The 21141-nt window shown below is 36.0% G+C and carries 18 protein-coding genes; 7 read left to right on the top strand and 11 right to left on the bottom strand.

Annotation, left to right across the window (positions count from 1 at the left end):
* Positions 1-378 precede the first annotated feature (378 nt).
* Positions 379-618, top strand: coding sequence for a hypothetical protein (locus QZ657_RS06325; RefSeq protein WP_291965686.1), 240 nt, complete (start codon positions 379-381; stop codon positions 616-618).
* Here the strand turns inward: QZ657_RS06325 and QZ657_RS06320 are convergent.
* Positions 615-1349 carry an arylesterase gene (locus QZ657_RS06320; protein ID WP_291965684.1) on the bottom strand — a complete coding sequence of 245 codons (735 nt, stop codon included), beginning with the start codon at positions 1347-1349 and terminating at the stop codon, positions 615-617. The genes QZ657_RS06325 and QZ657_RS06320 overlap by 4 nt on opposite strands.
* 62 nt (positions 1350-1411) lie before the next feature.
* Here QZ657_RS06320 and QZ657_RS06315 point away from each other — a divergent pair, with 62 nt between their 5' ends.
* The 6 genes from QZ657_RS06315 to QZ657_RS06290 all read left to right on the top strand — a co-directional run bounded on the left by QZ657_RS06315 (position 1412) and on the right by QZ657_RS06290 (position 8734).
* Positions 1412-2101: an ABC transporter ATP-binding protein gene (locus QZ657_RS06315; protein ID WP_291965682.1), complete on the top strand. Its 690-nt coding sequence runs from the start codon at positions 1412-1414 to the stop codon at positions 2099-2101.
* A 47-nt stretch (positions 2102-2148) separates the two neighbouring features.
* Positions 2149-4650, top strand: coding sequence for an ABC transporter permease (locus QZ657_RS06310; protein ID WP_291965690.1), 2502 nt, complete (start codon positions 2149-2151; stop codon positions 4648-4650).
* 60 nt (positions 4651-4710) lie between these two features.
* Positions 4711-6366, top strand: a complete 1656-nt coding sequence (locus QZ657_RS06305) for an amidohydrolase (protein ID WP_291965680.1) — start codon at positions 4711-4713, stop codon at positions 6364-6366.
* A 129-nt stretch (positions 6367-6495) separates the two neighbouring features.
* Entirely contained in the window at positions 6496-6714 is a 219-nt protein-coding gene (locus QZ657_RS06300; RefSeq protein WP_291965678.1) for a PLD nuclease N-terminal domain-containing protein, read from the top strand.
* Between the two features lie 131 nt (positions 6715-6845).
* A complete protein-coding gene (locus QZ657_RS06295; RefSeq protein ID WP_291965676.1) occupies positions 6846-8201 on the top strand; it encodes a DEAD/DEAH box helicase in 1356 nt (451 codons plus the stop codon).
* A 275-nt stretch (positions 8202-8476) separates the two neighbouring features.
* Positions 8477-8734, top strand: coding sequence for a hypothetical protein (locus QZ657_RS06290; protein WP_291959356.1), 258 nt, complete (start codon positions 8477-8479; stop codon positions 8732-8734).
* Between the two features lie 168 nt (positions 8735-8902).
* Here the strand turns inward: QZ657_RS06290 and QZ657_RS06285 are convergent, their stop codons facing one another.
* The 10 genes from QZ657_RS06285 to QZ657_RS06240 form a co-directional block, all read right to left on the bottom strand.
* Positions 8903-10492, bottom strand: a complete 1590-nt coding sequence (locus QZ657_RS06285; RefSeq protein ID WP_291959357.1) for an amidohydrolase family protein — start codon at positions 10490-10492, stop codon at positions 8903-8905.
* 113 nt (positions 10493-10605) lie between these two features.
* Positions 10606-11826, bottom strand: a complete 1221-nt coding sequence (locus QZ657_RS06280; RefSeq protein WP_291959359.1) for a sensor histidine kinase — start codon at positions 11824-11826, stop codon at positions 10606-10608.
* Positions 11827-12140: 314 nt separating this feature from the next.
* Positions 12141-15500: a preprotein translocase subunit SecA gene (gene secA / locus QZ657_RS06275; protein ID WP_291965674.1), complete on the bottom strand. Its 3360-nt coding sequence runs from the start codon at positions 15498-15500 to the stop codon at positions 12141-12143.
* 202 nt (positions 15501-15702) lie between these two features.
* Entirely contained in the window at positions 15703-15927 is a 225-nt protein-coding gene (locus QZ657_RS06270; protein ID WP_027064442.1) for a DUF2795 domain-containing protein, read from the bottom strand.
* A gap of 133 nt (positions 15928-16060) precedes the next feature.
* On the bottom strand, positions 16061-16636 hold the full coding sequence (locus tag QZ657_RS06265; protein ID WP_291965672.1) for a cob(I)yrinic acid a,c-diamide adenosyltransferase: 576 nt from the start codon (positions 16634-16636) through the stop codon (positions 16061-16063).
* Positions 16637-16709: 73 nt separating this feature from the next.
* Positions 16710-16859: a hypothetical protein gene (locus QZ657_RS06260; RefSeq protein ID WP_291965670.1), complete on the bottom strand. Its 150-nt coding sequence runs from the start codon at positions 16857-16859 to the stop codon at positions 16710-16712.
* A 30-nt stretch (positions 16860-16889) separates the two neighbouring features.
* Positions 16890-17327 carry a hypothetical protein gene (locus tag QZ657_RS06255; RefSeq protein WP_291965668.1) on the bottom strand — a complete coding sequence of 146 codons (438 nt, stop codon included), beginning with the start codon at positions 17325-17327 and terminating at the stop codon, positions 16890-16892.
* Between the two features lie 193 nt (positions 17328-17520).
* Complete coding sequence (locus QZ657_RS06250) at positions 17521-17781, bottom strand: hypothetical protein (protein WP_291959368.1); 261 nt, start codon at positions 17779-17781, stop codon at positions 17521-17523.
* Positions 17782-17935: 154 nt separating this feature from the next.
* On the bottom strand, positions 17936-19807 hold the full coding sequence (locus QZ657_RS06245) for an ABC-F family ATP-binding cassette domain-containing protein (RefSeq protein ID WP_291965667.1): 1872 nt from the start codon (positions 19805-19807) through the stop codon (positions 17936-17938).
* A gap of 18 nt (positions 19808-19825) precedes the next feature.
* Positions 19826-21010 (bottom strand): DUF4105 domain-containing protein, encoded by a 1185-nt coding sequence (locus QZ657_RS06240; RefSeq protein ID WP_291965665.1) that lies wholly within the window; start codon positions 21008-21010, stop codon positions 19826-19828.
* Positions 21011-21141 lie beyond the last annotated feature (131 nt).

Raw genomic sequence — 21141 nt, 5'->3', positions numbered from 1 at the left:
CAACGGACAACGGACAACGGACAACGGACAACGGACAACGGACAACGGACAACGGACAACGGACAACGGACAACGGACAACGGACAACGGACAACGGACAACCAAAATCTAATACTTCAATTTCCATTATTAAACTTACCTCTTGTAGTCCTTTTATTTATCACAAAAGCAATTATGTAGGAAAAAGCTTATTAACTCGGTAAACTGCACAAATACAGCCAATAATAGTTCAAATTTTTGTAGGAAAACGGACTACAAAAACTGGTAGTACATCGAAATGCATACTTTTCATCGTAAAAAGCATACCTCTTATCGAATTGAAAATACGTTTACTTACGTGTAGGTGGTTATCTATACACCAAATTTACCTACTTTATTATGCGTACAATTATTTTTTTATTCCTTGTTATCTGTTTGGGAACCAAGTCTCAAGCACAATCGAAGTCACCAGACACGAAAGTACAGACCATTTTTATGCCCATGGCAGATGTAGCAGTTAAGTCTAACGTAAACACTCCCGGTTTCCAAACAGCTGCAAGGTTTTACACAGTCAAAAATGCAAGAATAAAACGTGCTTTACTTTTTAAGGCAAGGGTGAGAACAGTTTCTTTTGCCTAGTTCAATTCTTCTACAAGTTTTTCGGTTACCTCTGTTCCCCCTTGAGGTAATACTATAGTTTTTAAAACATCCCATACATTTTCGGTAACTATTCTCTGACCTTCTGCAGTTGGGTGAATACCATCTTCTAAGTTCAAGTCAGGAATACCGGCAACACCCTCCAATAAAAACGGAATCAGTTCTATATCATTACTTTTTGCCAATGCAGGATACATCATTTTAAACTGCGAAGCATAATCTGCACCCATATTTGGCGGTATTTGCATACCGGCCAATATAATTTGTGTTTCGGGGTTTTTATCTTTGACCATATCGATCATGGCTTGCAAGTTGTTCATTGACTCCGTAATAGGAATTCCTCGCAATCCGTCGTTTGCACCTAATTCCAAAACAAAAATATCTACCGGCTGATTTAGGACCCAGTCCAAACGGTTTAAGCCCCCAGAAGTAGTTTCACCACTTAATCCAGAATTGATTACCTTGTAATCTAACCCTAAAGAATCTAATCTTAATTGAATTCTATAAGGAAAACCTTCTTTGGTATCTAAGCCATACGCAGCGGTAAGGCTGTTTCCGTAGAATAAAATAACTTTATCATCTGTTGAAATTGCTTCTTCAGTACTGCTTACAGCTTCGGTTTGTATTTCAGTTTGTTTTTTTTCTGACGTTTCTCCACATCCAACGAATATCAACACCACTAAAAAATAACGAAACTTTAATACTTTCAACATAAGCTTAACTTATTAGATTCCAAATCATTTGTTTATTTTGTTGTCTTGTACCAAAATGATTTATGACAAAGATATTAAACGTACGTAATCTAAAGAAAACGTATACCAGCGGATCTAAGAATTTGACAGTTATTGATGATATTTCTTTTTCTATTGAAGAAGGCGACACTTTTGCTATCGTTGGTCCGTCAGGAAGTGGAAAAACAACACTGTTAGGTCTTTGCGCGGGATTAGATGAAATCAACGACGGAGTAATTGAACTTTGCGGTGAAGATTTAAGTAGTTTAAACGAAGATCAACGTGCTTTACTACGAAATGAAAAAGTAGGATTTATTTTTCAAGATTTTCAACTACTGCCAACTTTGACCGCTTTGGAAAACGTTAGTGTACCCTTGGAATTACAGGGTGCAACCAATGCTTCTAAAGATGCGATGGAACTTCTGGACAAGGTAGGTTTAGGTAATCGTCATGACCATTATCCGTCTCAACTATCTGGTGGTGAACAACAGCGGGTTGCCTTGGCACGGGCATTTTCAAATAAACCCTCTATTCTTTTTGCCGACGAGCCTACAGGTAATTTAGATGAAGAAACCGGAGAAAAAGTTATTAAGCTTTTGTTTGACCTGAATAAAGAAATGGGAACTACTTTGGTGATTGTTACCCATGATTTAGAGCTGGCAAACCTGAACAAGCAGGTATTGCGACTTAAAGGTGGTAAAATAGTAATTAACGAAACCACGGCTACATCTTGAGTAAAACACAAAGAACATCAAAAGCATCATTTAATTGGTTATTGAAAATGGCTTGGCGTGATGGCAAGGCAAGCGGTAAACGTTTGTTGCTTTTTATTGCCTCCATTATTCTGGGTATTGCCGCAGTTGTTTCAATTCAATCTTTTAGCGATAATCTGAAAGACAATATTGGTCTACAATCAAAAGCACTTATGGGTGCAGATTTTCTGATTGATAGTAATCAGCCGGCGAATGATAGGGTAGCGGCATTAATGGATTCTTTAGGAGGGTATAATGCACGAGAAGTCAATTTTGCCTCAATGGCGGCTTTCCCTAAAAGTCTAACTACAAAATTAGTACAGGTACGTGCCGTTGAAGGTGCTTTTCCTTTTTACGGAGCATTAGAAACTGAACCTGCCAAAGCTGCACAAGAATACTTGGAAAAAGGTGGAGCATTAGTTGATGCTACCGCAATGCTTCAATACAATTTAAAACCTGGCGATAGTGTAAAACTTGGTAACATTACTTTCCCTATTGTTGGGTCCTTGATTACCGCTCCTGGTAGCACAGGTATTGGTGCCACTGCAGCGCCACCTATAATTGTGCCTTTTCGCTTTATGGAAGATAGCGGGCTCTTACAGCGTGGTAGTCGTCTAAGATATAATTATTACTTCAACAATGATAAGGCGGATCTAGAAGCACTGAGTAAAGATGTTGACCCGTTATTAGATGCTGAGAATGCTGATATGGATACCCATACCGATACTAGTGAACGCCTGGGACGTAGATATGAAAATGTAGGTCGTTTTCTAAATTTGGTCGCATTTATAGCACTTCTCTTAGGGTGTGTTGGTATTGCCAGTTCTGTACATATTTATATAAAAGAAAAATTAAAGGCAGTTGCAGTGCTAAAGTGTTTGGGGGCAACTAGAAAACAGACATTTTTAACTTACCTGATTCAGATTGCTGGAATGGGTTTGTTGGGCGGACTCATAGGTACCATTATAGGATTGTTGTTACAACAGACTTTTCCGCTAATATTACAAGAGTTTTTACCATTTGATGTAGAAATATCTACTTCATTTCAAGCCATATTCGTTGGGTTGTTACTAGGTGTTTGTATGTCGGTTTTATTTGCCTTGTCACCATTGATCCATACTTGGTTTGTTTCCCCTTTACAAGTATTGCGGGTGCAAGAAGACACTGGTAAAAAGGCAAGACCTTATCAAATTTGGGTAGTTGTTGCCATAGTACTTTTTATATTTTTATTCGCATTTTGGCTGTTGGGAAGATGGGCGTTCGCATTGAGTTTTGTAGGAGGTATATTGGTGACTTTTTCCATTTTAGCGGGTGTGTCTATTTTATTTATGCGATTGATAAAACGCTACTTTCCAAAATCATGGAGTTTTGCCGCTAGACAGAGTTTGTTGAATTTATACCGACCGAATAACCAGACGGTAGTGTTGATTTTAGCTATTGGTATTGGAACATTTTTGATCAGTACATTATATTTTACAAAAGATTTTCTTCTGGCTAAAACTTCTTTCGAGGCAAGTGCCGAGAGTCCGAATTTGATATTATTTGATGTGCAGACAGATCAGCGTGATGCCGTGGCTAACACCATTACCCCAAAAGGTCTTCCTGTAATAGATAATATTCCTATCGTTACGATGAGAATTGAGCGTATAAAGAATAGAAATGTAAATGACATAAGATTAGATACGACTACCCGAGTGAACAAGTGGATTTTAAACCATGAGTTTAGAACTACGTATAGGGATTCTATGATCAGTTCAGAGAAACTATTTGAAGGGGAGTGGATGCCTACCGTTGACCCTAATGCAAAAGTAATTCCTATTTCATTGGCAGAAAATGTTGCCAATGACGCTCTGGTAACCTTAGGCGATACATTGTTATTTAATGTTCAGGGAAAATTGATGACCACCGTTGTGGGTAATATCCGTCAGGTAGATTGGGCTAGAATGCAGCTCAATTTCTCTATCGTATTTCCAAAAGGTGTGTTAGAAAATGCACCACAGTTTCATGTGGTAACTACAAATGCCCCGGACAAAAAATCATCAGCGGATCTGCAAAGAGAATTGGTGAAGAAATTCCCCAATGTATCGATCATAGATTTAAGACAGGTAGTAACCTTGGTCGAAGATATTTTAGATAAAATTTCATGGGTCATATCTTTTATGGCATTTTTCAGTATTCTAACAGGAATTATTGTCTTGATCGGCTCCGTTCGTAACAGTAAATACCAGCGTATTCGGGAAAGTGTATTGTTAAGAACACTTGGTGCCCAGAGTAAACAGATTTTAAAAATTAATGCCCTAGAATACTTTTTTTTAGGGGTTTTAGGAAGCGGAGTAGGGGTTTTACTTTCGTTACTAAGCAGCTTTCTACTCGCATATTTTATTTTCGATACGCCATTTATTCCGTCCTGGGTTCCATTTTTAGTTGTGTTACCGGGCATAATATTATTGGTCCTAGCTATCGGATTAATGAACAGTAGAGGGGTGTTAAATAGTCCGCCATTACAGGTACTGCGGAAAGAAGCAAATTGAGAAAAGCTTTTTCTGATATAAAATTGATGGTTGCATTATAAGTTTTCTACCTTTAAAAGCATGGGAAAGCAACTATTCTATTTGTTCATTATTTCGTTGTTGTTATGTTCTTGTAGAACCAATAATGTAAAAGCCGATTTGATAATTACCAATGCCAATATCTGGACCGGTAATTCAGACTTACCAAAAGCTGAGGCAATGGCCATAAAAGCAGATACCATTTTGACCATTGGCTTATTTGATGATATTCAAAAGTTTAAAGGCTCCATTACTGAAATAAAAGATGTTAGAGGCAAATTCATTACACCAGGTTTTATTGATACTCATGTGCATTTATTGATGGGGGGAAATAGCCTATTAAATGTAGCATTAAGAGATGTTGATAGTAAAGAAGAATTCATAAATAAAATAGCATCGTTCGCTAAAGAAATAGAACCTGGTCAATGGATCGTTGAGGGAAATTGGGACCATACCCTGTGGGGAGGTGAATTACCTAATAAAGATTGGATAGATGAATTTACGGGTGAAAATCCGGTTGCAATTTATAGAATGGACGGTCATATGATTCTAGCCAACTCGGCAGCGCTAAAAATTGCCGGTATAGATGAGAATAGTCCTAAGGTAGAAAGTGGAGAAATTGTTAAAAATAAAGATGGTACACCATCTGGTATTCTTAAAAGTGAAGCCATGTATTTGGTTTTAAATAAAATTCCGGAGTTAACAATAACAGAAAAGGAAAAGGCAATTAGTGCAGCTCAAGATTATCTAATTTCACAAGGAGTAACTACTATTCATGATGTAGATAGTTTGGGTGGATATGAAATTTTAGAAAAAATGAATTTCAATGATCAACTTAAGGTAAGGGTTTACACGGCCGATCCGTTGAAGTATTGGAAAACAACAACTAAAGATGAAAAAAACTCCAAATGGTTAAAGAACGGTCTTATGAAAGGCTTTGTTGATGGCTCGTTAGGTTCGCATACTGCAGCCTTTAAAGATCCTTATTCGGATAAGCCATCAGATAGCGGTTTATTTATTGTAGATAAGGATCGCTTAAATACTTGGGTCATAAATGCGGATAAACAACAATTGCAGATTACCGTTCACGCAATAGGCGATTTGGCAAACAGTACCATATTAGATGTTTTTGATAGTGTTGTGGTAAAAAACGGAAAACGAGATAGGCGATTAAGAATAGAACATGCGCAACACTTGGCGGTAGAGGATATTGATAGATTTTCCAAACTTGATGTCATTACGAGTATGCAACCCTATCATGCCATTGATGACGGTAGATGGGCTGAAGAGTTAATTGGACATGAACGGATAAAGACTACCTATGCTTTTAAATCTATTTTAAATGCCAACACAACTTTAGTATTTGGTAGTGATTGGCCTGTAGCACCTGCATCACCTTTATATGGGATTTATGCTGCCGTCACCAGAAGAACTTTAGATGCCAAAAATCCTGATGGTTGGGTTCCTGAACAAAAAATAAATGTGGAACAGGCATTAAGGGCATATACTAAAGATGCTGCTTTTAGCTCTTTTGATGAAAATATAAAAGGCACTTTAGAACCGGGTAAATTGGCAGATTTTGTTATTCTAAATGAAGATATTTTTCAAATTGACCCTACATCCATTAAAGACGTACAAGTGCTGGAGACTTATGTTGGCGGTAAACGTATGTTTGTACATAGTGAGCTTTCTAATTAACAATTAATTTCTTTGTATATTTTTCGTTTTAATACCGCTAGTAACTTGTTTAATTAGAAATAGCGTGCGCAATGTGGTATTAATTTTTATAACTTTAAGGAATACGTAATTTTTATAAATCATTCAATTATGAGTATACCTGCAGGCTTTTCGTTTACACTAAGTATTTGGCAAACTTTTGCAATTCTAGCCCTGTTTGTATGGGTGTATTGTTTGGTTGATATTGTACGACATGAATTCAAGAATAACAGTAAGACCACATGGTTGCTAATTGTATTTTTTCTTCCAATTTTAGGTTCGGTACTATATTTATCCACAGGGAAAAGTAAACGTATTTTAAAGGTCTAATCTCAATTCCGTTCTTACAATTTTCCGTTTTAAATAGTCTCTTGTTACCAAATTACGGATAAATTACTCACTATACGTAATTTGTCAACTAATCAACATAGCTTTGCAACTGAAATACAAAAGTGATTGTTATGCCGTTGTTTACCGATTTAAAAATATCTAGAAACCTAGAAAAAGCACTTGAAGATCTAGGTTTTGAAAATACTACTCCCATTCAAGAGAAAGCTTTTCCTATTGTAATGAGTGGTAGTGATGTTGTTGGTATTGCGCAAACGGGTACCGGTAAAACGTTTGCTTATTTACTTCCTATTTTAAATACGCTGAAGTTTTCCAAAGAAATCCATCCAAAGGTTATTATTCTTGTACCTACACGTGAGTTGGTGGTACAGGTGGTTGAAGAGGCGGAGAAGCTGGCTAAATATTCTGGAACTAGAATTTTAGGTGTGTTTGGTGGTAAAAGTATGTTGCGCCAAAAGGAGGCTTTGGCATTGGGTACAGATGTATTGGTGGCAACCCCTGCCAGACTTTATGATCTTATTCTAACTAAAGCGGTTCAATTAAAACAAGTGAAGAAGCTTGTTATCGATGAGGTCGATGTAATGCTGGACCTGGGTTTTAGATTTCAACTTGTAAATATTTTTGAACTCTTGCCGCAGAAGAGACAGAATATCATGTTTTCCGCTACCATGACCGATGATATTGAATTGTTCATTACCGATTTCTTTACAGGCGTTCAAAAAATTGCCATAGCCGTTAGTGGTACTCCTCTAGAAAATATTACCCAATATAGTTACGCTATCCCTAACTTTTATACAAAAGTAAATTTGTTGGTCCACTTATTACAAAATGTAGAAACGTACCATAAGGTGCTAGTCTTTGTTTCAAGTAAGCGTAGTGCAGATTTACTCTTTAAAGAATTGGCAGAGTTCTTTAGTGAAGAAATATGTATTATTCACTCCAATAAAACTCAGAACTACAGACTACGCTCCATTAATCAGTTTGACGAAGGTAAGAACCGTATTTTGGTAACTACAGATGTTATGGCACGTGGACTGGATTTACAGGAAATTTCTCATGTAATAAACTTTGATACTCCGTCATATCCTGAAAACTACATGCACCGTATTGGTAGAACAGGTAGGGCAGAGAAAGAAGGAACATCTATTTTATTGTACACGGAAAAAGAAGAAGAAGCCAAGAATGCTATAGAGGATTTAATGTCTCATAAGATAAATCAATTACCATTACCAGAGGATGTAGAAATTGCAACGCAACTTACTTTTGACGAGCAACCTAAGCATAGAGAGCGTGAAAATCCGCTTAATATAAACGAAGAGGAGCGTGGAGCAAGTTTTCATGAGAAATCTGATAAGAACAAGAAGGAGAATCAAGGTGGGTCTTATAAGCGTATCATTAAAAAGAAATATTCTAAACCTAAGACCCGTGGAGACAAGAACTATGGTAAACGTGGTAGAAATAAAAAGTAAGCAGAATTTACTTTAGTTTAATTTATTCTATTTTCCATTTCTAAGTTGGTCTTTTAGACCCCAATTTCTGCAGTGTTATAAATTTTACATACTTAAAAACATCGATAAAATACACGTGGAATCGGTGTGGTGTTTTTAGGTCAAAAACCATTCGTCGACACTTTTTGTCTATTCGTCATAGAATTTTACGCTAGGCGAAAATTATAGCAGTTTAGCGAGGGTAAGAGCCATTATCCTCTATCTGAAACTACTTTTATATTGTTCAACATTACGATATGAAAGCATTATTCACCACACTAATAGTTATTTTCGCCGGCGCATTGGCACTGGCACAAACTCCCCAAACAGATGATAAAATTAACGCTACTGAAGTGGGTGTTGTTTTGGCTGATAGCACTGACAATATTAACCACGAAAAAGAGATTACTATCACTGACGAGACGTCGGTAGCACGTTTGTACAGATATAAGAATGCAAGGGTTAACAAAGAATTAGCTTTTATTACAGCTAAGGATTACGGTAAATTGGCATAATCTTTGCCCTATACAACAAGGTGCAATTAAGCACCTTATAAATATTAAAACTATGATGTTACTTTCAATTTTAATACCAGCAGTTATCGTTATTGCAACTATTGCCTTTACTTCAAAAAATGAAAAAAAAGTACGTCCAATTAAAGTACCTGTAAACAAGCGTAAGTTTTAATTTTTTACGCCAGGCTGCTTAATAGTATAATTACTTTTAGCTTTTGCCTCATCTACTTGGCGTTTTACATCTGCTAGTAGCGCTTTGGAATCATAGATGATTCCGTCTTTAACGGTGTATTTAACACCACCAACCCGAACCACCTCATTGTCCTCGGTAAGTTTAATAGCTCCCGTACCGTACAATACTTTGAAATTTTGTAGCGGATTTTCCTCAACAATGACAAAGTCTGCCAATTTGCCTATGGTTACCGAACCTAATTTGTCATCTAAACCTAATGCCTCTGCACCATTTAGTGTAGCAGATTGTATGATTTCTAAAGGATGAAACCCAGCTTCTCGCATTAATTCCAGTTCTCTTATATAGGCAAAACCATATAATTGAAAAATGAATCCGGAATCTGATCCCGTGGTTACTCTACCACCTCTGTTTTTATATTCATTGATAAAGGTCATCCAAAGTTTATAATTTTTTCTCCAAGCAACTTCTTGTTCCGTTCCCCAATCATGCCAGTACGATCCATGAGATACTTTGCTAGGCTGATAAAACTCCCATAAAGATGGTAATGTATAATCTTCATGCCATTCAGCTCTTCTTGCGCGCTGTAAATCTCTACTAGCCTCATAGATGTTGAAAGTTGGGTCCAAGGTAAAATCAAGTTCCAATAATTCGTTCATTACGTTATTCCAGTGTTCGGAATAAGGCTCCGCCGCTTGTTCCCATAATTTTCCGGCATTTTCAAAACGATCCTGCTCGTTTTGGTAGTTGTAGTCCAACGGAAAATCTTGTACCGTTCTATCATCGAACAGAGCTTCTGGTAACCCGTACCAATGCTCCATAGAGGTTAAACCTGCTCTGGCGGAATGTAAAACATTCCAACGGGCAACGCTCATTTGCGCATGGTGGCATGCAGAACCTAATCCTAATTTCTTGTTCTCGTCCAATGCCGCTGCCATAATTGCCGGTTCAGCTCCAAAGAACTTAATACCGTCAGCTCCTCTTTTGGCATTGGCGCGTACCCATTCCCTAGCTTGTTCAGGAGTAGAAATAGGAATATCGTTCAACGGATTAAAAGATTTACTTGTTTGCCCGAAAGCAGTATAGGAAATAATACGCGGAGCTATAATTTCATTTTTTTCGCTTTTGCGTTTTAAGTCAAGGGTGACATCAATACCTCTACCGGCAACTTCACGGGCGGTAGTTACACCATGCGCCATCCAAAGTTTAAATACATAATCTGGATCAGCGCCTTGGGCATCACCGCCAATATGGGTGTGCATATCTATGAAACCAGGCAATAGATACATACCGGTACAATCCAATTCTTTACCACCTGACTTTAATTTTGGCCTCTTGGCCGCATCTATATCTACACCTGGATAACCAACCACCTTTATATTGGTGATCACATTGTTTTCTACAACAATGTCAATAGGTCCTTGTGGTGGTGCTCCGTTACCATTAATAAGCATTACGCCTCTAATGATCAATTGATCGTGGGGTCCGTCCCCTTCAAGAGATTGTGCTTGTATTGTAAACCATACGGATAAGAATAGAGCTGTTAAGAGCAGATGTTTACGTAACATAGGGTGGTTGTTTGCGTTAATTTCCTTAAATATAGAGAAACCCGCAAAAAGAATGGTGAACGTATGACAACTTTACAAATAAAAAGTGTTGTTGTTATTTGTACCCTAAAGCATTAAGCAACGGGAGATAATTGTTGCTTGATTTCTTGAAACTTGATAATGTAATTAGTCCCTTTCTTAGATTTGTCACGTTCTATTGTTCCGCGTAATTGTCGCGTAAGGTTATGAATCAATTTTAAACCTAAAGACTTTGTGTTTTTATGATTAATGGTTTCCGGAAAGCCGATTCCATTATCACCAATCTCAAGAATATAGCAGTTTTTTTGTTCACTATCTTTTCTTAGTTTGATACTGATGATGCCTTCGTTATCGTTTTCTATACCATATTTTAAGGCATTGGTCAATGTTTCATTAATTAAAAGCCCTAATGGAATTGCCGTGTCTATTCCCAATTTTATATCGGGAATATCAATTTTTAAATCAACATTGTTGTCGTTGCCCTTTATTGAACGAATTAAATATTCACCCAATTCTAACACATATGATTTGTATTCAATGTGGCTAATATCATTACGCATATACAGCATTTCATGAACCATTGCCATTGCAATTACCCTATTTTGGGTTCCTTTCAACAAGCCTTTCATTGGACCTGTTTCTATATTCCTGGATTGTAAGCTCAACAAACTAGAAACTGTTTGAAGATTGTTTTTTACTCTATGGTGAACTTCTTTTAAAAGATTTTCCTTTTCGTGTACTTGGTTTGCCAGCGCCTTTTTTGAACTATACATGGCATTGTACGTTTTTAGCAATGTTTTTCCTAAAGTGTTTCCTAATATGAAAACAGCGAACAAAACGGAAACTAAACTAAAGACCGAGCTTGATTCTTCTGGAACCAAATTTTCTGTAACACGCAATTCTGGTATGTTCTGTGTAAAAACCAATAGTATTAGAACGGTTATAATATTAAAATACACTTTGCCATATTTAGTGCTATTAATAAAACCTCCAAAGGCGATCAGCGGAATCATGAATATAAACGCACTGTGAATGCCACCACTATAAACAGTTACTATAACCGCTGTAATTAATCCTATTATAGAAGAAAAATTAAAGGTGGGTACTATATTTTTATGAGACCTGAAGTAAAGTAGATTAACAATGTTCAAGACGGCAAAGCCGACAAGGGCAAAAGGTATGATCTTAGTTATGTTCAAAAAGAAATAGCATAAAGCCCCAAAAAGAATGGAGATAATGCTTGTGGTATAATTTACCCTTAAAAATAGTTTGGTTTTATCCTGTAGACGTTCTTTGTCAATGGTAAATCCGGGCATAGAAATTATTTATGTACTAGAAAATATACAAATTACGTAATGTAAATCTAATTATGTTTTTATCATTATACTAGTATTTTCGACTTTAGTATGATAAAAACTGTTATAATTTTTTAGAATAACATATTTTTTATCCCTAAATAATACTTAAAAATATGAAATGATCTGTTAATTGAATACTTCACTGTATTTTTCTAATAAAAAGCATTTAGGAAAAATTAATTTCTATTAGGTTTATTTATAGTCTGTTATAGGTGTCAAATAAAATAGGCATCTATTTAGATGCCTATTTTAAACTTAAAATTATATTAAAATTAATCTTGTGTCAACACCCAAGATCCGTTTTGTAAAAGTGGTTCAGCTTGTTTAAATTTTACCGTTTTACTTTCGCCGCTCATTACATTTTTAATGGTTACACGCTCATTTCTACCAATTTTTGGTTGTTCCCTGGTAATAGTTTCGGTAACCGAAGGTCGTTCAGTTTGATTTTGACTTACCGCTCTACTACGTTCCGCTAATTCATCACTATTTGGAATTTCCTCTTTAGTAGTCTTTAAATTTTCTTTGCGTTGTACATTTCTTTCTTCTTGAATGGCATTGGGGTTCTCAGAAGGCAACTCTCCTTTGAACAAGAAAGAAACTACATCTTTGTTTACTTTCTCTATCATAGATTTAAAAAGTTCAAATGCTTCGAACTTATAGATCAACAAAGGGTCTTTTTGTTCGTGGACCGCTAGTTGTACAGACTGTTTCAACTCATCCATCTTACGTAAATGTGTTTTCCACGAATCATCTATAATAGCCAATGAAATATTCTTCTCAAAATCTGTAATCAGTTGTTTACCGTTGCTGTCATAAGCTTCTTGCAGGTTGGTTACTACATTCAAACTTTTAATACCGTCTGTAAAAGGAACTACAATACGCTCAAAGTTATTGGCATTGTCTTCATGTACTTTTTTAATGACCGGAAAGGCTGCTGCAGCGTTACGCTCCATTTTGTCGTTATAATGTCCGTAAGCTGCCTTGTAAATTTTGCCAGTAATTTCTTGAGCGGACAATTTGCCGAACTCAGCCTCATCTACAGGTGCCGTGATAGAGAAGTATTTGATCAATTCAAATTCTAAATTCTTATAATCACTGGCAGCTTTATTGCTTTCTACGATAACCTCACAGGTATCATATATCATATTGGCGATGTCAAGTTTTAATCGCTCGCCTTGTAATGCATGGCGTCTTCTTTTGTAAACGACTTCACGTTGCGCGTTCATTACGTCATCATATTCCAACAAACGTTTACGAACGCCAAAGTTGTTTTCCTCCACCTTTTTCTGAGCACGTTCAATAGATTTTGTCATCATGCTGTGTTGAATAACTTCACCATCTTCCAAGCCCATTTTGTCCATCATTTTGGCTACCCTGTCAGAACCGAACAAACGCATTAGGTTGTCTTCTAAAGAGACGTAGAATTGAGAACTACCAGGATCTCCTTGACGACCAGATCTACCACGTAACTGTCTGTCAACACGACGAGAGTCATGTCTTTCCGTACCTATAATCGCAAGACCCCCTGCTTTTTTAACGGCATCAGATAATTTAATATCGGTACCACGACCTGCCATGTTGGTCGCTATGGTTACAACACCGGCGTTACCGGCCTCAGCAACTACATCTGCTTCTTTCTTGTGAAGTTTTGCGTTAAGTACATTATGTGGAACTTTACGAACACTTAATAATTTTGATAGTAATTCTGATATTTCTACAGAAGTTGTACCGATCAATACAGGTCTACCCGCTTGACTTATTTTCGTTACTTCTTCTATAATAGCATTATATTTCTCTCTTTTTGTTTTGTAGATAAGATCATTTTTGTCTTCTCTGGCAATAGGTCTGTTGGTAGGAATTTCCATAACATCTAGCTTGTAAATTTCCCAGAATTCACCAGCTTCCGTTACAGCGGTACCTGTCATACCCGCAAGTTTACGGTACATTCTAAAGTAGTTCTGTAAAGTAACGGTTGCAAAAGTTTGTGTCAACGCTTCAATTTTCACGTTCTCCTTTGCTTCAATTGCCTGATGTAATCCGTCAGAATATCTACGGCCGTCCATAATACGTCCCGTTTGCTCATCTACGATCATTACCTTATTATCCATAACCACATATTCGGTATCCTTTTCAAATAAAGTATAAGCTTTTAATAATTGGCTCATGGTATGAATACGCTCGCTCTTAACGGTGAAATCTTTAAAAAGCTCTTCTTTTAGTTCAGCTTCTTTTTCAATTTCAAGATTTTGATTTTCAATCTTCGCTATTTCTGCACCTATGTCCGGCATTACGAAGAAATCTTTATCCTGCTCTCCAGAAATATAATTTACCCCTTTGTCCGTCAATTCAATTTGGTTGTTCTTTTCGTCAATTACAAAAAGTAGATCTTCATCAACAACTGGCATTTCCCTGTTGTTGTCCTGCATATAATAATTCTCTGTTTTTTGAAGTAATTGTTTTACTCCTTCCTCACTTAAGAATTTTATTAAGGCCTTGTTCTTTGGTAATCCACGATATACTCTTAATAATAAGAAACCACCTTCTTTTGTATCACCTTCGGCAATTAATTTTTTAGCTTCTGCCAAAACACCGGTTAAATGTTGGCGTTGTTTTCTAACGATTTCATCGACCTTTGGTTTTAACTCGTTGAATTCATGACGGTCACCTTCCGGTACAGGACCTGAAATGATAAGAGGTGTACGTGCATCATCTACCAAAACAGAATCTACCTCATCGACCATGGCATAGTTATGTGGGCGTTGTACCAAATCTTTTGGTGTGTGCGCCATATTATCCCTTAGATAATCAAAACCGAATTCATTATTAGTTCCGTATGTAATATCTGCATTGTAGGCAGCACGTCTACCATCAGAATTTGGTCTGTGGTAATCTATACAATCTACTGTTAAACCATGAAATTGAAAAATAGGTGCCATCCAAGCACTATCCCTTTTTGCCAAATAATCGTTTACGGTTACCAAATGCGCGCCATTACCTGTTAAAGCGTTAAGGTATAAAGGTAACGTGGCCACCAATGTTTTACCTTCACCTGTTTGCATCTCTGCAATTTTACCTTGGTGCATGGCAATACCACCAATAAGCTGAACATCATAATGTACCATGTCCCAAGTAACTTCTTTACCTGCGGCGTTCCATGAATTTTTCCAAATTGCATTGGCGCCTTCTAGGGTTACATAGTCTTTTGTGGCAGATAACGTTCTGTCATATTCAGATGCCGTTACTTGTAAAGTCTCATTATTTGCAAAACGCTTAGCGGTTTCTTTGACCACTGCAAAGGCTTCCGGTAATATTTTGTTTAACGTGTCCTCGGAAATAGTGTAGGCTTCCTCCGTTAATTTATCTATTTCAGTGTAGATATCTTCGTTTTTATCAATGTCTGTAGAGTTTTTTACCTCTTCTTCCAAAGCATTGATTTGATCCGTTTTTTCTTTTATAGATTCTTTGATAGCCTCTTTGAACGCTATGGTTTTCTGCCTAAGTTCATCATGGCTAAGACTTTCCAATTTAGATTCGAAGGTTTTTATTTGATCTACCAAAGGCTGCAATTCCTTTACATCTTTTTGTGATTTGTCACCAACGAATGCCTTTAGTATGGAATTAATGAAACTCATATATTTTAATCTATTAGAATTGAAGCTTTTCTATCAGGTACTATCATAAGAATAGCTTTCAAATATTTTATTATCGATGCTCATAAAGAGCAAAAGGTATTCCAGTCTTGATTTTTAGACCAATTTACCTAAGAACCTGTCAAAATTACATAAAAAAAAAGCCTCCGAAGAGACTTTTTTGTAGATATTATAATATCGAATATTAATATTCGTCCTCGTTCCAGAGGTAATCTTCTTCCGTTGGATAGTCGGGCCAGATCTCTTCGATAGATTCATATATTTCGCCACCTTCTTCTTCCATAGATTGTAAATTTTCTACAACTTCAAGAGGGGCTCCAGTTCTGATGGAGTAGTCTATTAACTCATCTTTACTTGCCGGCCAAGGTGCATCACTTAAATAAGATGCTAATTCTAATGTCCAATACATAGTAATTTTTTGATTTTAATTTTTTGCAAAAGTAATTTTTAAATTTAAACAGCAAAATAAATAGTAATAAAATTCAGTTTATCAATATCTTTTTTCGCATTTATTAATTGATAACGAATAAATTACGGATTTATTAGTCCTTTTTTTTAGGAACCCATTTTATTTCATTTGCTTGTAAATCATATGACAATTTCCGTGCCAATACAAAGAGATAATCTGAAAGCCTATTAAGAAAAGATAACACATTTTTATCAAACGGTTCGTTTTCATGTAATAATGTTGAAATGCGTTCCGCCCTGCGACAGATGGTACGGGCAATATGACAGTATGACACTGTGGTATGGCCACCCGGAAGAATAAAATGGGTCATTTGTGGTAGTTGTGTGTCCATGCTATCAATAGCATTTTCCAAAAAATTAATTTCATTGGTGCCTACTTTGGTTATTTTTAAACGCTCAGTACCATTTTTAAGCATTTCTTTTTCAGGATTTGTTGCCAAAATTGCACCAACGGTAAATAGATGTTCTTGTATGGCAATTAGCTGATGCTGGTAAATAGGGTCAATATCCTGATCTCTTATGAGTCCTATCCAAGAATTTAGCTCATCTACCGTACCGTAACTGTCAATACGTATATGATGTTTTGGTACGCGTGTGCCACCAAATAGTCCGGTAGTTCCGTCATCACCTGTTTTAGTATATATTTTCATTTAGATCGGGTTTAGGAAAGAAGTAAGGTTAAAACTAAGGTTAACATAAATGTCCAAAATAGTAACGCGGCTTTTATTTTTTGTCATCCTTGTTTTTTCTTTCATAATCTCCCATGAATTTTCTGGATTTTCGGTCTTTTGATTTTCCTTTACTGGTAATACGTATGGCCAAGTAGATTACGAAAACGATACCAAGGGTTATATAGATGGAATTACTGCTCATTAAGATTTGCTTTAGTCTAAAATTACTGGTTTAAATCCGTATTTTAAAATGTTCCTTTACTTGCTCTTTTCTAAAGAACACCGCTCCACAATAAAACATGTCTATTGTAACGGTCACGTTATTATTGGTTTTAAGCTTTTCCCAACTATCATGATTTTTTTTGTTCTTATGTATGCCGTCTAAAAGAAGCATACTGTCATTAGGTAATTTGCTCAAGTCTAAATTGATTCCTTTTAATTCATTGATGGTTGCTAGTAAAATATCTGCATTGTTCTCTACAAAAGTTATATGCGAACATTTTTTTTTTATAGTTTCTTTGGATGTCCTATAGTCGCCTACCAGAAAAATTGACTTGTACTTGAAGTAGTTTATACTCTTTACACTAACTTTTAATGTTGTAGCAAGCTTTAATCCTGTCTTTTGATAAAGACATTTAGTAATGTAATCATACACAAATGGTGAATGCACTCCGTGCTGATTTTTAGAAGTAAGAAGAAATTTAATGTAAGATATAAAATGAAACACTGATTACCTTTTCAATTTTTTGTCAAAAGTAAAGATTGTCATTAAACTAAGTTTAATTTTTGAATTTGTATTTAAAAAGTAGGTAATGGTAAGAATTGGGATAGGTGTAAGAGAGGGGACGAAAAAGGATTTTTAATTAGGATAGTTTGGCATCATTTAGTTTTGTGATGAATTCTAAAGCCCTAATTGCTCTATGGTTTTTGTACTTGTGTAATCTTGCAACTTCAATCGTATTTTCAGTTTCCATAGTTGCTACATTAATAGCGTTGATTTCAATTGTATGAACCAATTCTATTTGTGCAGTTTCAATTTCCAAAGAAACATTCTCATTGTTAGCCTGTGCCTGAGCGAAGAAACATGTAAAGAAAAGAGCGGTTAAAAGAACAATTGATTTCATAATATTTGTTTTACACTGCTAAAGTACAGGCAAGCACAAACATATTTTGCCGCTAGTCGTTGGGCATCATTTAACTGTAGACGAACGGTAAAAAACATTCGTTTGCAATTTTAGAAATTTTTAAAAAGGCTGGGTATGTACGTAATAAAGGAGGTTAACCTTCCATTAGTGCGGAAAGCTCAAACCAGCGTTCTGTTTTGGCATCTATGGTATCCGTTACTTCTTTCAATTCAATGGATAGATTTTTAATGTCCTCTCCGCTCAAAGTACTATCTGTAAATTTTTCTTGTAACGTTACTTTTTTTGACTCAAGTTTCTGAATCTCACGCTCTAGTTTTTTATACTCTTGTTGCTCTGCATAAGATATTTTAGGAGATGTCTCTGCTTCTTTCCAATTTGTTTTATTGGTAGGTTGAGATTCTTTTTGCTCTCTTTTTTCTAAAATCTGACTGTCTTCATAGGTACGATAGTCAGAATAGTTGCCAGGAAAATCTTCCACTACGGCATCGCCCCTAAATACAAACAAGTGGTCTACGATCTTGTCCATAAAGTAACGGTCGTGGGAAACTACCATTAAACAGCCTTGAAAATCCATTAAGAAACTTTCCAGTACGTTTAGTGTTACAATATCCAAATCATTGGTAGGCTCATCTAAAATTAGAAAATTAGGGTTTTGTATCAATACCGTGCATAAGTACAAGCGCTTACGCTCGCCACCACTTAGTTTATCTACAAAATCATATTGCTTTTTTCTATCAAATAGAAAGCGTTCCAGTAACTGCTGTGCAGATATCTGCCTACCTTTCATTAGCGGAATATAATCACCAAATTCCCTAATGACGTCAATTACTTTCTGGCCTTCTTTTATCTCAATTCCTTTTTGTGTGTAGTAACCAAACTTTATGGTTTCACCTACAATGACTTTTCCGCTATCGGGTTGTTCGCGCCCACTTAGAATATTTAAAAATGTAGATTTTCCAGTACCGTTTTTACCTATAATACCAATACGTTCTCCTTTTTGAAAAACATATTCAAATTTGTCCAAAATTGGTTTGTTAGGGAAAGATTTAGAAATCTTATGAAGCTCAAGAATTTTACTTCCCATACGCTCCATGTTCAATTCTAACTGAACTTGGTGATCTTTTCTACGTTGGCTTGCTTTATCTTTAATAATGGCAAAATCATCTATTCGGGATTTAGATTTTGTTGTACGGGCCTTTGGTTGCCTGCGCATCCAATCTAATTCTTTTTTAAATAGCAATTCTGTTTTATGCTGCTCTACCGCTTCCTGTTCAATACGTGCTTCTTTTTTTTCTAAGTAGTAAGAATAATTTCCTTTATACGGATAAAGCTTACCGTTCTCTAGTTCTATAATTTCATTACAGACACGTTCTAAAAAGTAACGGTCATGAGTTACCATGAACAAAGTCATGTTCTCTTTGGCAAAAAACTCTTCTAGCCACTCTATCATTTCTAGATCCAGGTGGTTGGTAGGTTCGTCAAAAACCAAAAGGTCTGGTTTGTTGATCAAGGCATTGGCCAAAGCCAATCTTTTTTTCTGTCCGCCCGATAATTTATCCACCTTGGCATTAAGATCGTCCAGCTTTAGTTTTGATAGAATCTGCTTGTACTGTGTTTCAAAATCCCATGCTTCAAAACGGTCCATTGCTTCAAAAGCTTTTTGATATGCATCGGCATCTTCAGGGTTTTGAAGTGCCTTATCATAATTTTTAATGACTTCAAGCACTTCGTTGTCAGAAGCAAAAATGGTTTCCTCAATACTCAAATTTGGGTCCATGTTAGGTTCCTGAGCAAGAAAGGATACACGGGTAGATTTACGATAGTTTACTTGACCGCTATCTGGGCTGTCAGCTCCTGAAAGAATATTAAGTATAGATGTTTTTCCTGTACCGTTTTTAGCGATCAAGGCTATTTTTTGGTCTTTATTGATACCAAAGGATAGATTCTCAAAAAGCACATGTTCGCCATAGGATTTTGATATGTTTTCAACGGTAAGTAAATTCATAAAAGGGTAGCTATAGGTTTATTTTTTGGCTAATTTTTTACGCTTAAAATAATAAATAAGATAAGTGTATCTAATTGCCAACGCCAGTAAAACAATGATTAATAAAACGGAAAACACTTGAATTTTAAACATCCACAGTATGCAAGTGATACCTAGTATTATGGTTAAAAATAAGATGTAAGTGAGCATCCAAGACGGAATCTGCTTTTTGACCATTATAAATGCGATTACTATATTCGGGGCAAATGCCCAAAGGGAATTAAAATTGGCTTTAGTAGCTAAGTGATCAGTTGCAAACCATAAGAATAATATAAGTACACCTGCTAACCCGGTAACTGCAAAAAGCCCAAAGTCTAACCATTTATTTCTACGTAAATTTTTGAAATCGTTATATGTAACATAACAAATTAATAGTAGTACTACACTAAGCCAAAATAACGGAGTTAGAAATAGTAGAGACCTGTCTTCTTGTTCTGGTATGTCTAGTAATACTGTCTCTTTTCTAACTATCGGTTTACCATCTAAAGTGGTATGTTTCATTTGTTCATACACATAAATAGGTAAGAATAAATGCTCGTATGGTGATGCTTCTCTGTCTATTACAGAGCCTAAAGCTAGATCAATACCAAAATTTGACCAGGAATTAGGGTTCAATTTTAAACGTATCAGCTCCCTAAATGTTAGTTGTTCTTTTAGATGATTGTAATGGAATTTGAAGGTGTTGCCCAAAGTTTTTTCAAATACCATAGGTATTCTTGTGGCGCAATTATCAAACAAAAAGTCATATTTGTATTTTTTGTTTTCCGGTAACAAGTTATGTTCCAAGAAAGATACAATAGCGTTTCTTTGCTCCAGATCAACATCTAATACTTGCTCCCTTATCCAACGTTTTTCTTGTTGGTAAGAGTATTCAAAATATTTGAACGGAATTCTAGAAATGGTATAGGATAGTTTACCGCGAGTGAAATTTAAATAGAAATTAGGGTCCTCAAAATCATAGGTGCCGTAACCGTAAACTTCATCTATGCCCAGGGTGGGGTCTTGTAGACGAATGGCACTATGTCCAAATTTAGCCGCTAATTCTTCGCCTGTTCCAACTGTTAACAAGCTAATCTTTGATAAAGGAGATAGTTCTGCATTTTGAGCGTGACCCAAAAATGCAGTACATAAGAATACTACAAGAAATGTGATTTTTCTGAACATATCTTTACTAGTTCATAGCAACTGCAAAGATGCGAATAATAACAGACTTGAAGCAGATTGGTTTTTTTAATTTTTTGTGAAAGATTTTATAAGTTGAACTACCCGCTATAAAACTAAAGCCACCTGTAATA

This window comes from Maribacter sp., from assembly GCA_020629415.1.
Classification (GTDB): domain Bacteria; phylum Bacteroidota; class Bacteroidia; order Flavobacteriales; family Flavobacteriaceae; genus Maribacter; species Maribacter huludaoensis.
This window is presented reverse-complemented; position numbering and strand designations above follow the sequence as displayed.

Excerpts from the sequence above, each read along its gene's own strand:
- QZ657_RS06325 (WP_291965686.1), top strand. The coding sequence starts at position 379 with ATGCGTACAATTATTTTTTTATTCCTTGTTATCTGTTTGGGAACCAAG.
- QZ657_RS06320 (WP_291965684.1), bottom strand. The coding sequence starts at position 1,349 with ATGTTGAAAGTATTAAAGTTTCGTTATTTTTTAGTGGTGTTGATATTC.
- QZ657_RS06315 (WP_291965682.1), top strand. The coding sequence starts at position 1,412 with ATGACAAAGATATTAAACGTACGTAATCTAAAGAAAACGTATACCAGC.
- QZ657_RS06310 (WP_291965690.1), top strand. The coding sequence starts at position 2,149 with ATGGCTTGGCGTGATGGCAAGGCAAGCGGTAAACGTTTGTTGCTTTTT.
- QZ657_RS06305 (WP_291965680.1), top strand. The coding sequence starts at position 4,711 with ATGGGAAAGCAACTATTCTATTTGTTCATTATTTCGTTGTTGTTATGT.
- QZ657_RS06300 (WP_291965678.1), top strand. The coding sequence starts at position 6,496 with ATGAGTATACCTGCAGGCTTTTCGTTTACACTAAGTATTTGGCAAACT.
- QZ657_RS06295 (WP_291965676.1), top strand. The coding sequence starts at position 6,846 with ATGCCGTTGTTTACCGATTTAAAAATATCTAGAAACCTAGAAAAAGCA.
- QZ657_RS06290 (WP_291959356.1), top strand. The coding sequence starts at position 8,477 with ATGAAAGCATTATTCACCACACTAATAGTTATTTTCGCCGGCGCATTG.
- QZ657_RS06285 (WP_291959357.1), bottom strand. The coding sequence starts at position 10,492 with ATGTTACGTAAACATCTGCTCTTAACAGCTCTATTCTTATCCGTATGG.
- QZ657_RS06280 (WP_291959359.1), bottom strand. The coding sequence starts at position 11,826 with ATGCCCGGATTTACCATTGACAAAGAACGTCTACAGGATAAAACCAAA.
- secA (WP_291965674.1), bottom strand. The coding sequence starts at position 15,500 with ATGAGTTTCATTAATTCCATACTAAAGGCATTCGTTGGTGACAAATCA.
- QZ657_RS06270 (WP_027064442.1), bottom strand. The coding sequence starts at position 15,927 with ATGTATTGGACATTAGAATTAGCATCTTATTTAAGTGATGCACCTTGG.
- QZ657_RS06265 (WP_291965672.1), bottom strand. The coding sequence starts at position 16,636 with ATGAAAATATATACTAAAACAGGTGATGACGGAACTACCGGACTATTT.
- QZ657_RS06260 (WP_291965670.1), bottom strand. The coding sequence starts at position 16,859 with ATGAGCAGTAATTCCATCTATATAACCCTTGGTATCGTTTTCGTAATC.
- QZ657_RS06250 (WP_291959368.1), bottom strand. The coding sequence starts at position 17,781 with ATGAAATCAATTGTTCTTTTAACCGCTCTTTTCTTTACATGTTTCTTC.
- QZ657_RS06245 (WP_291965667.1), bottom strand. The coding sequence starts at position 19,807 with ATGAATTTACTTACCGTTGAAAACATATCAAAATCCTATGGCGAACAT.
- QZ657_RS06240 (WP_291965665.1), bottom strand. The coding sequence starts at position 21,010 with ATGTTCAGAAAAATCACATTTCTTGTAGTATTCTTATGTACTGCATTT.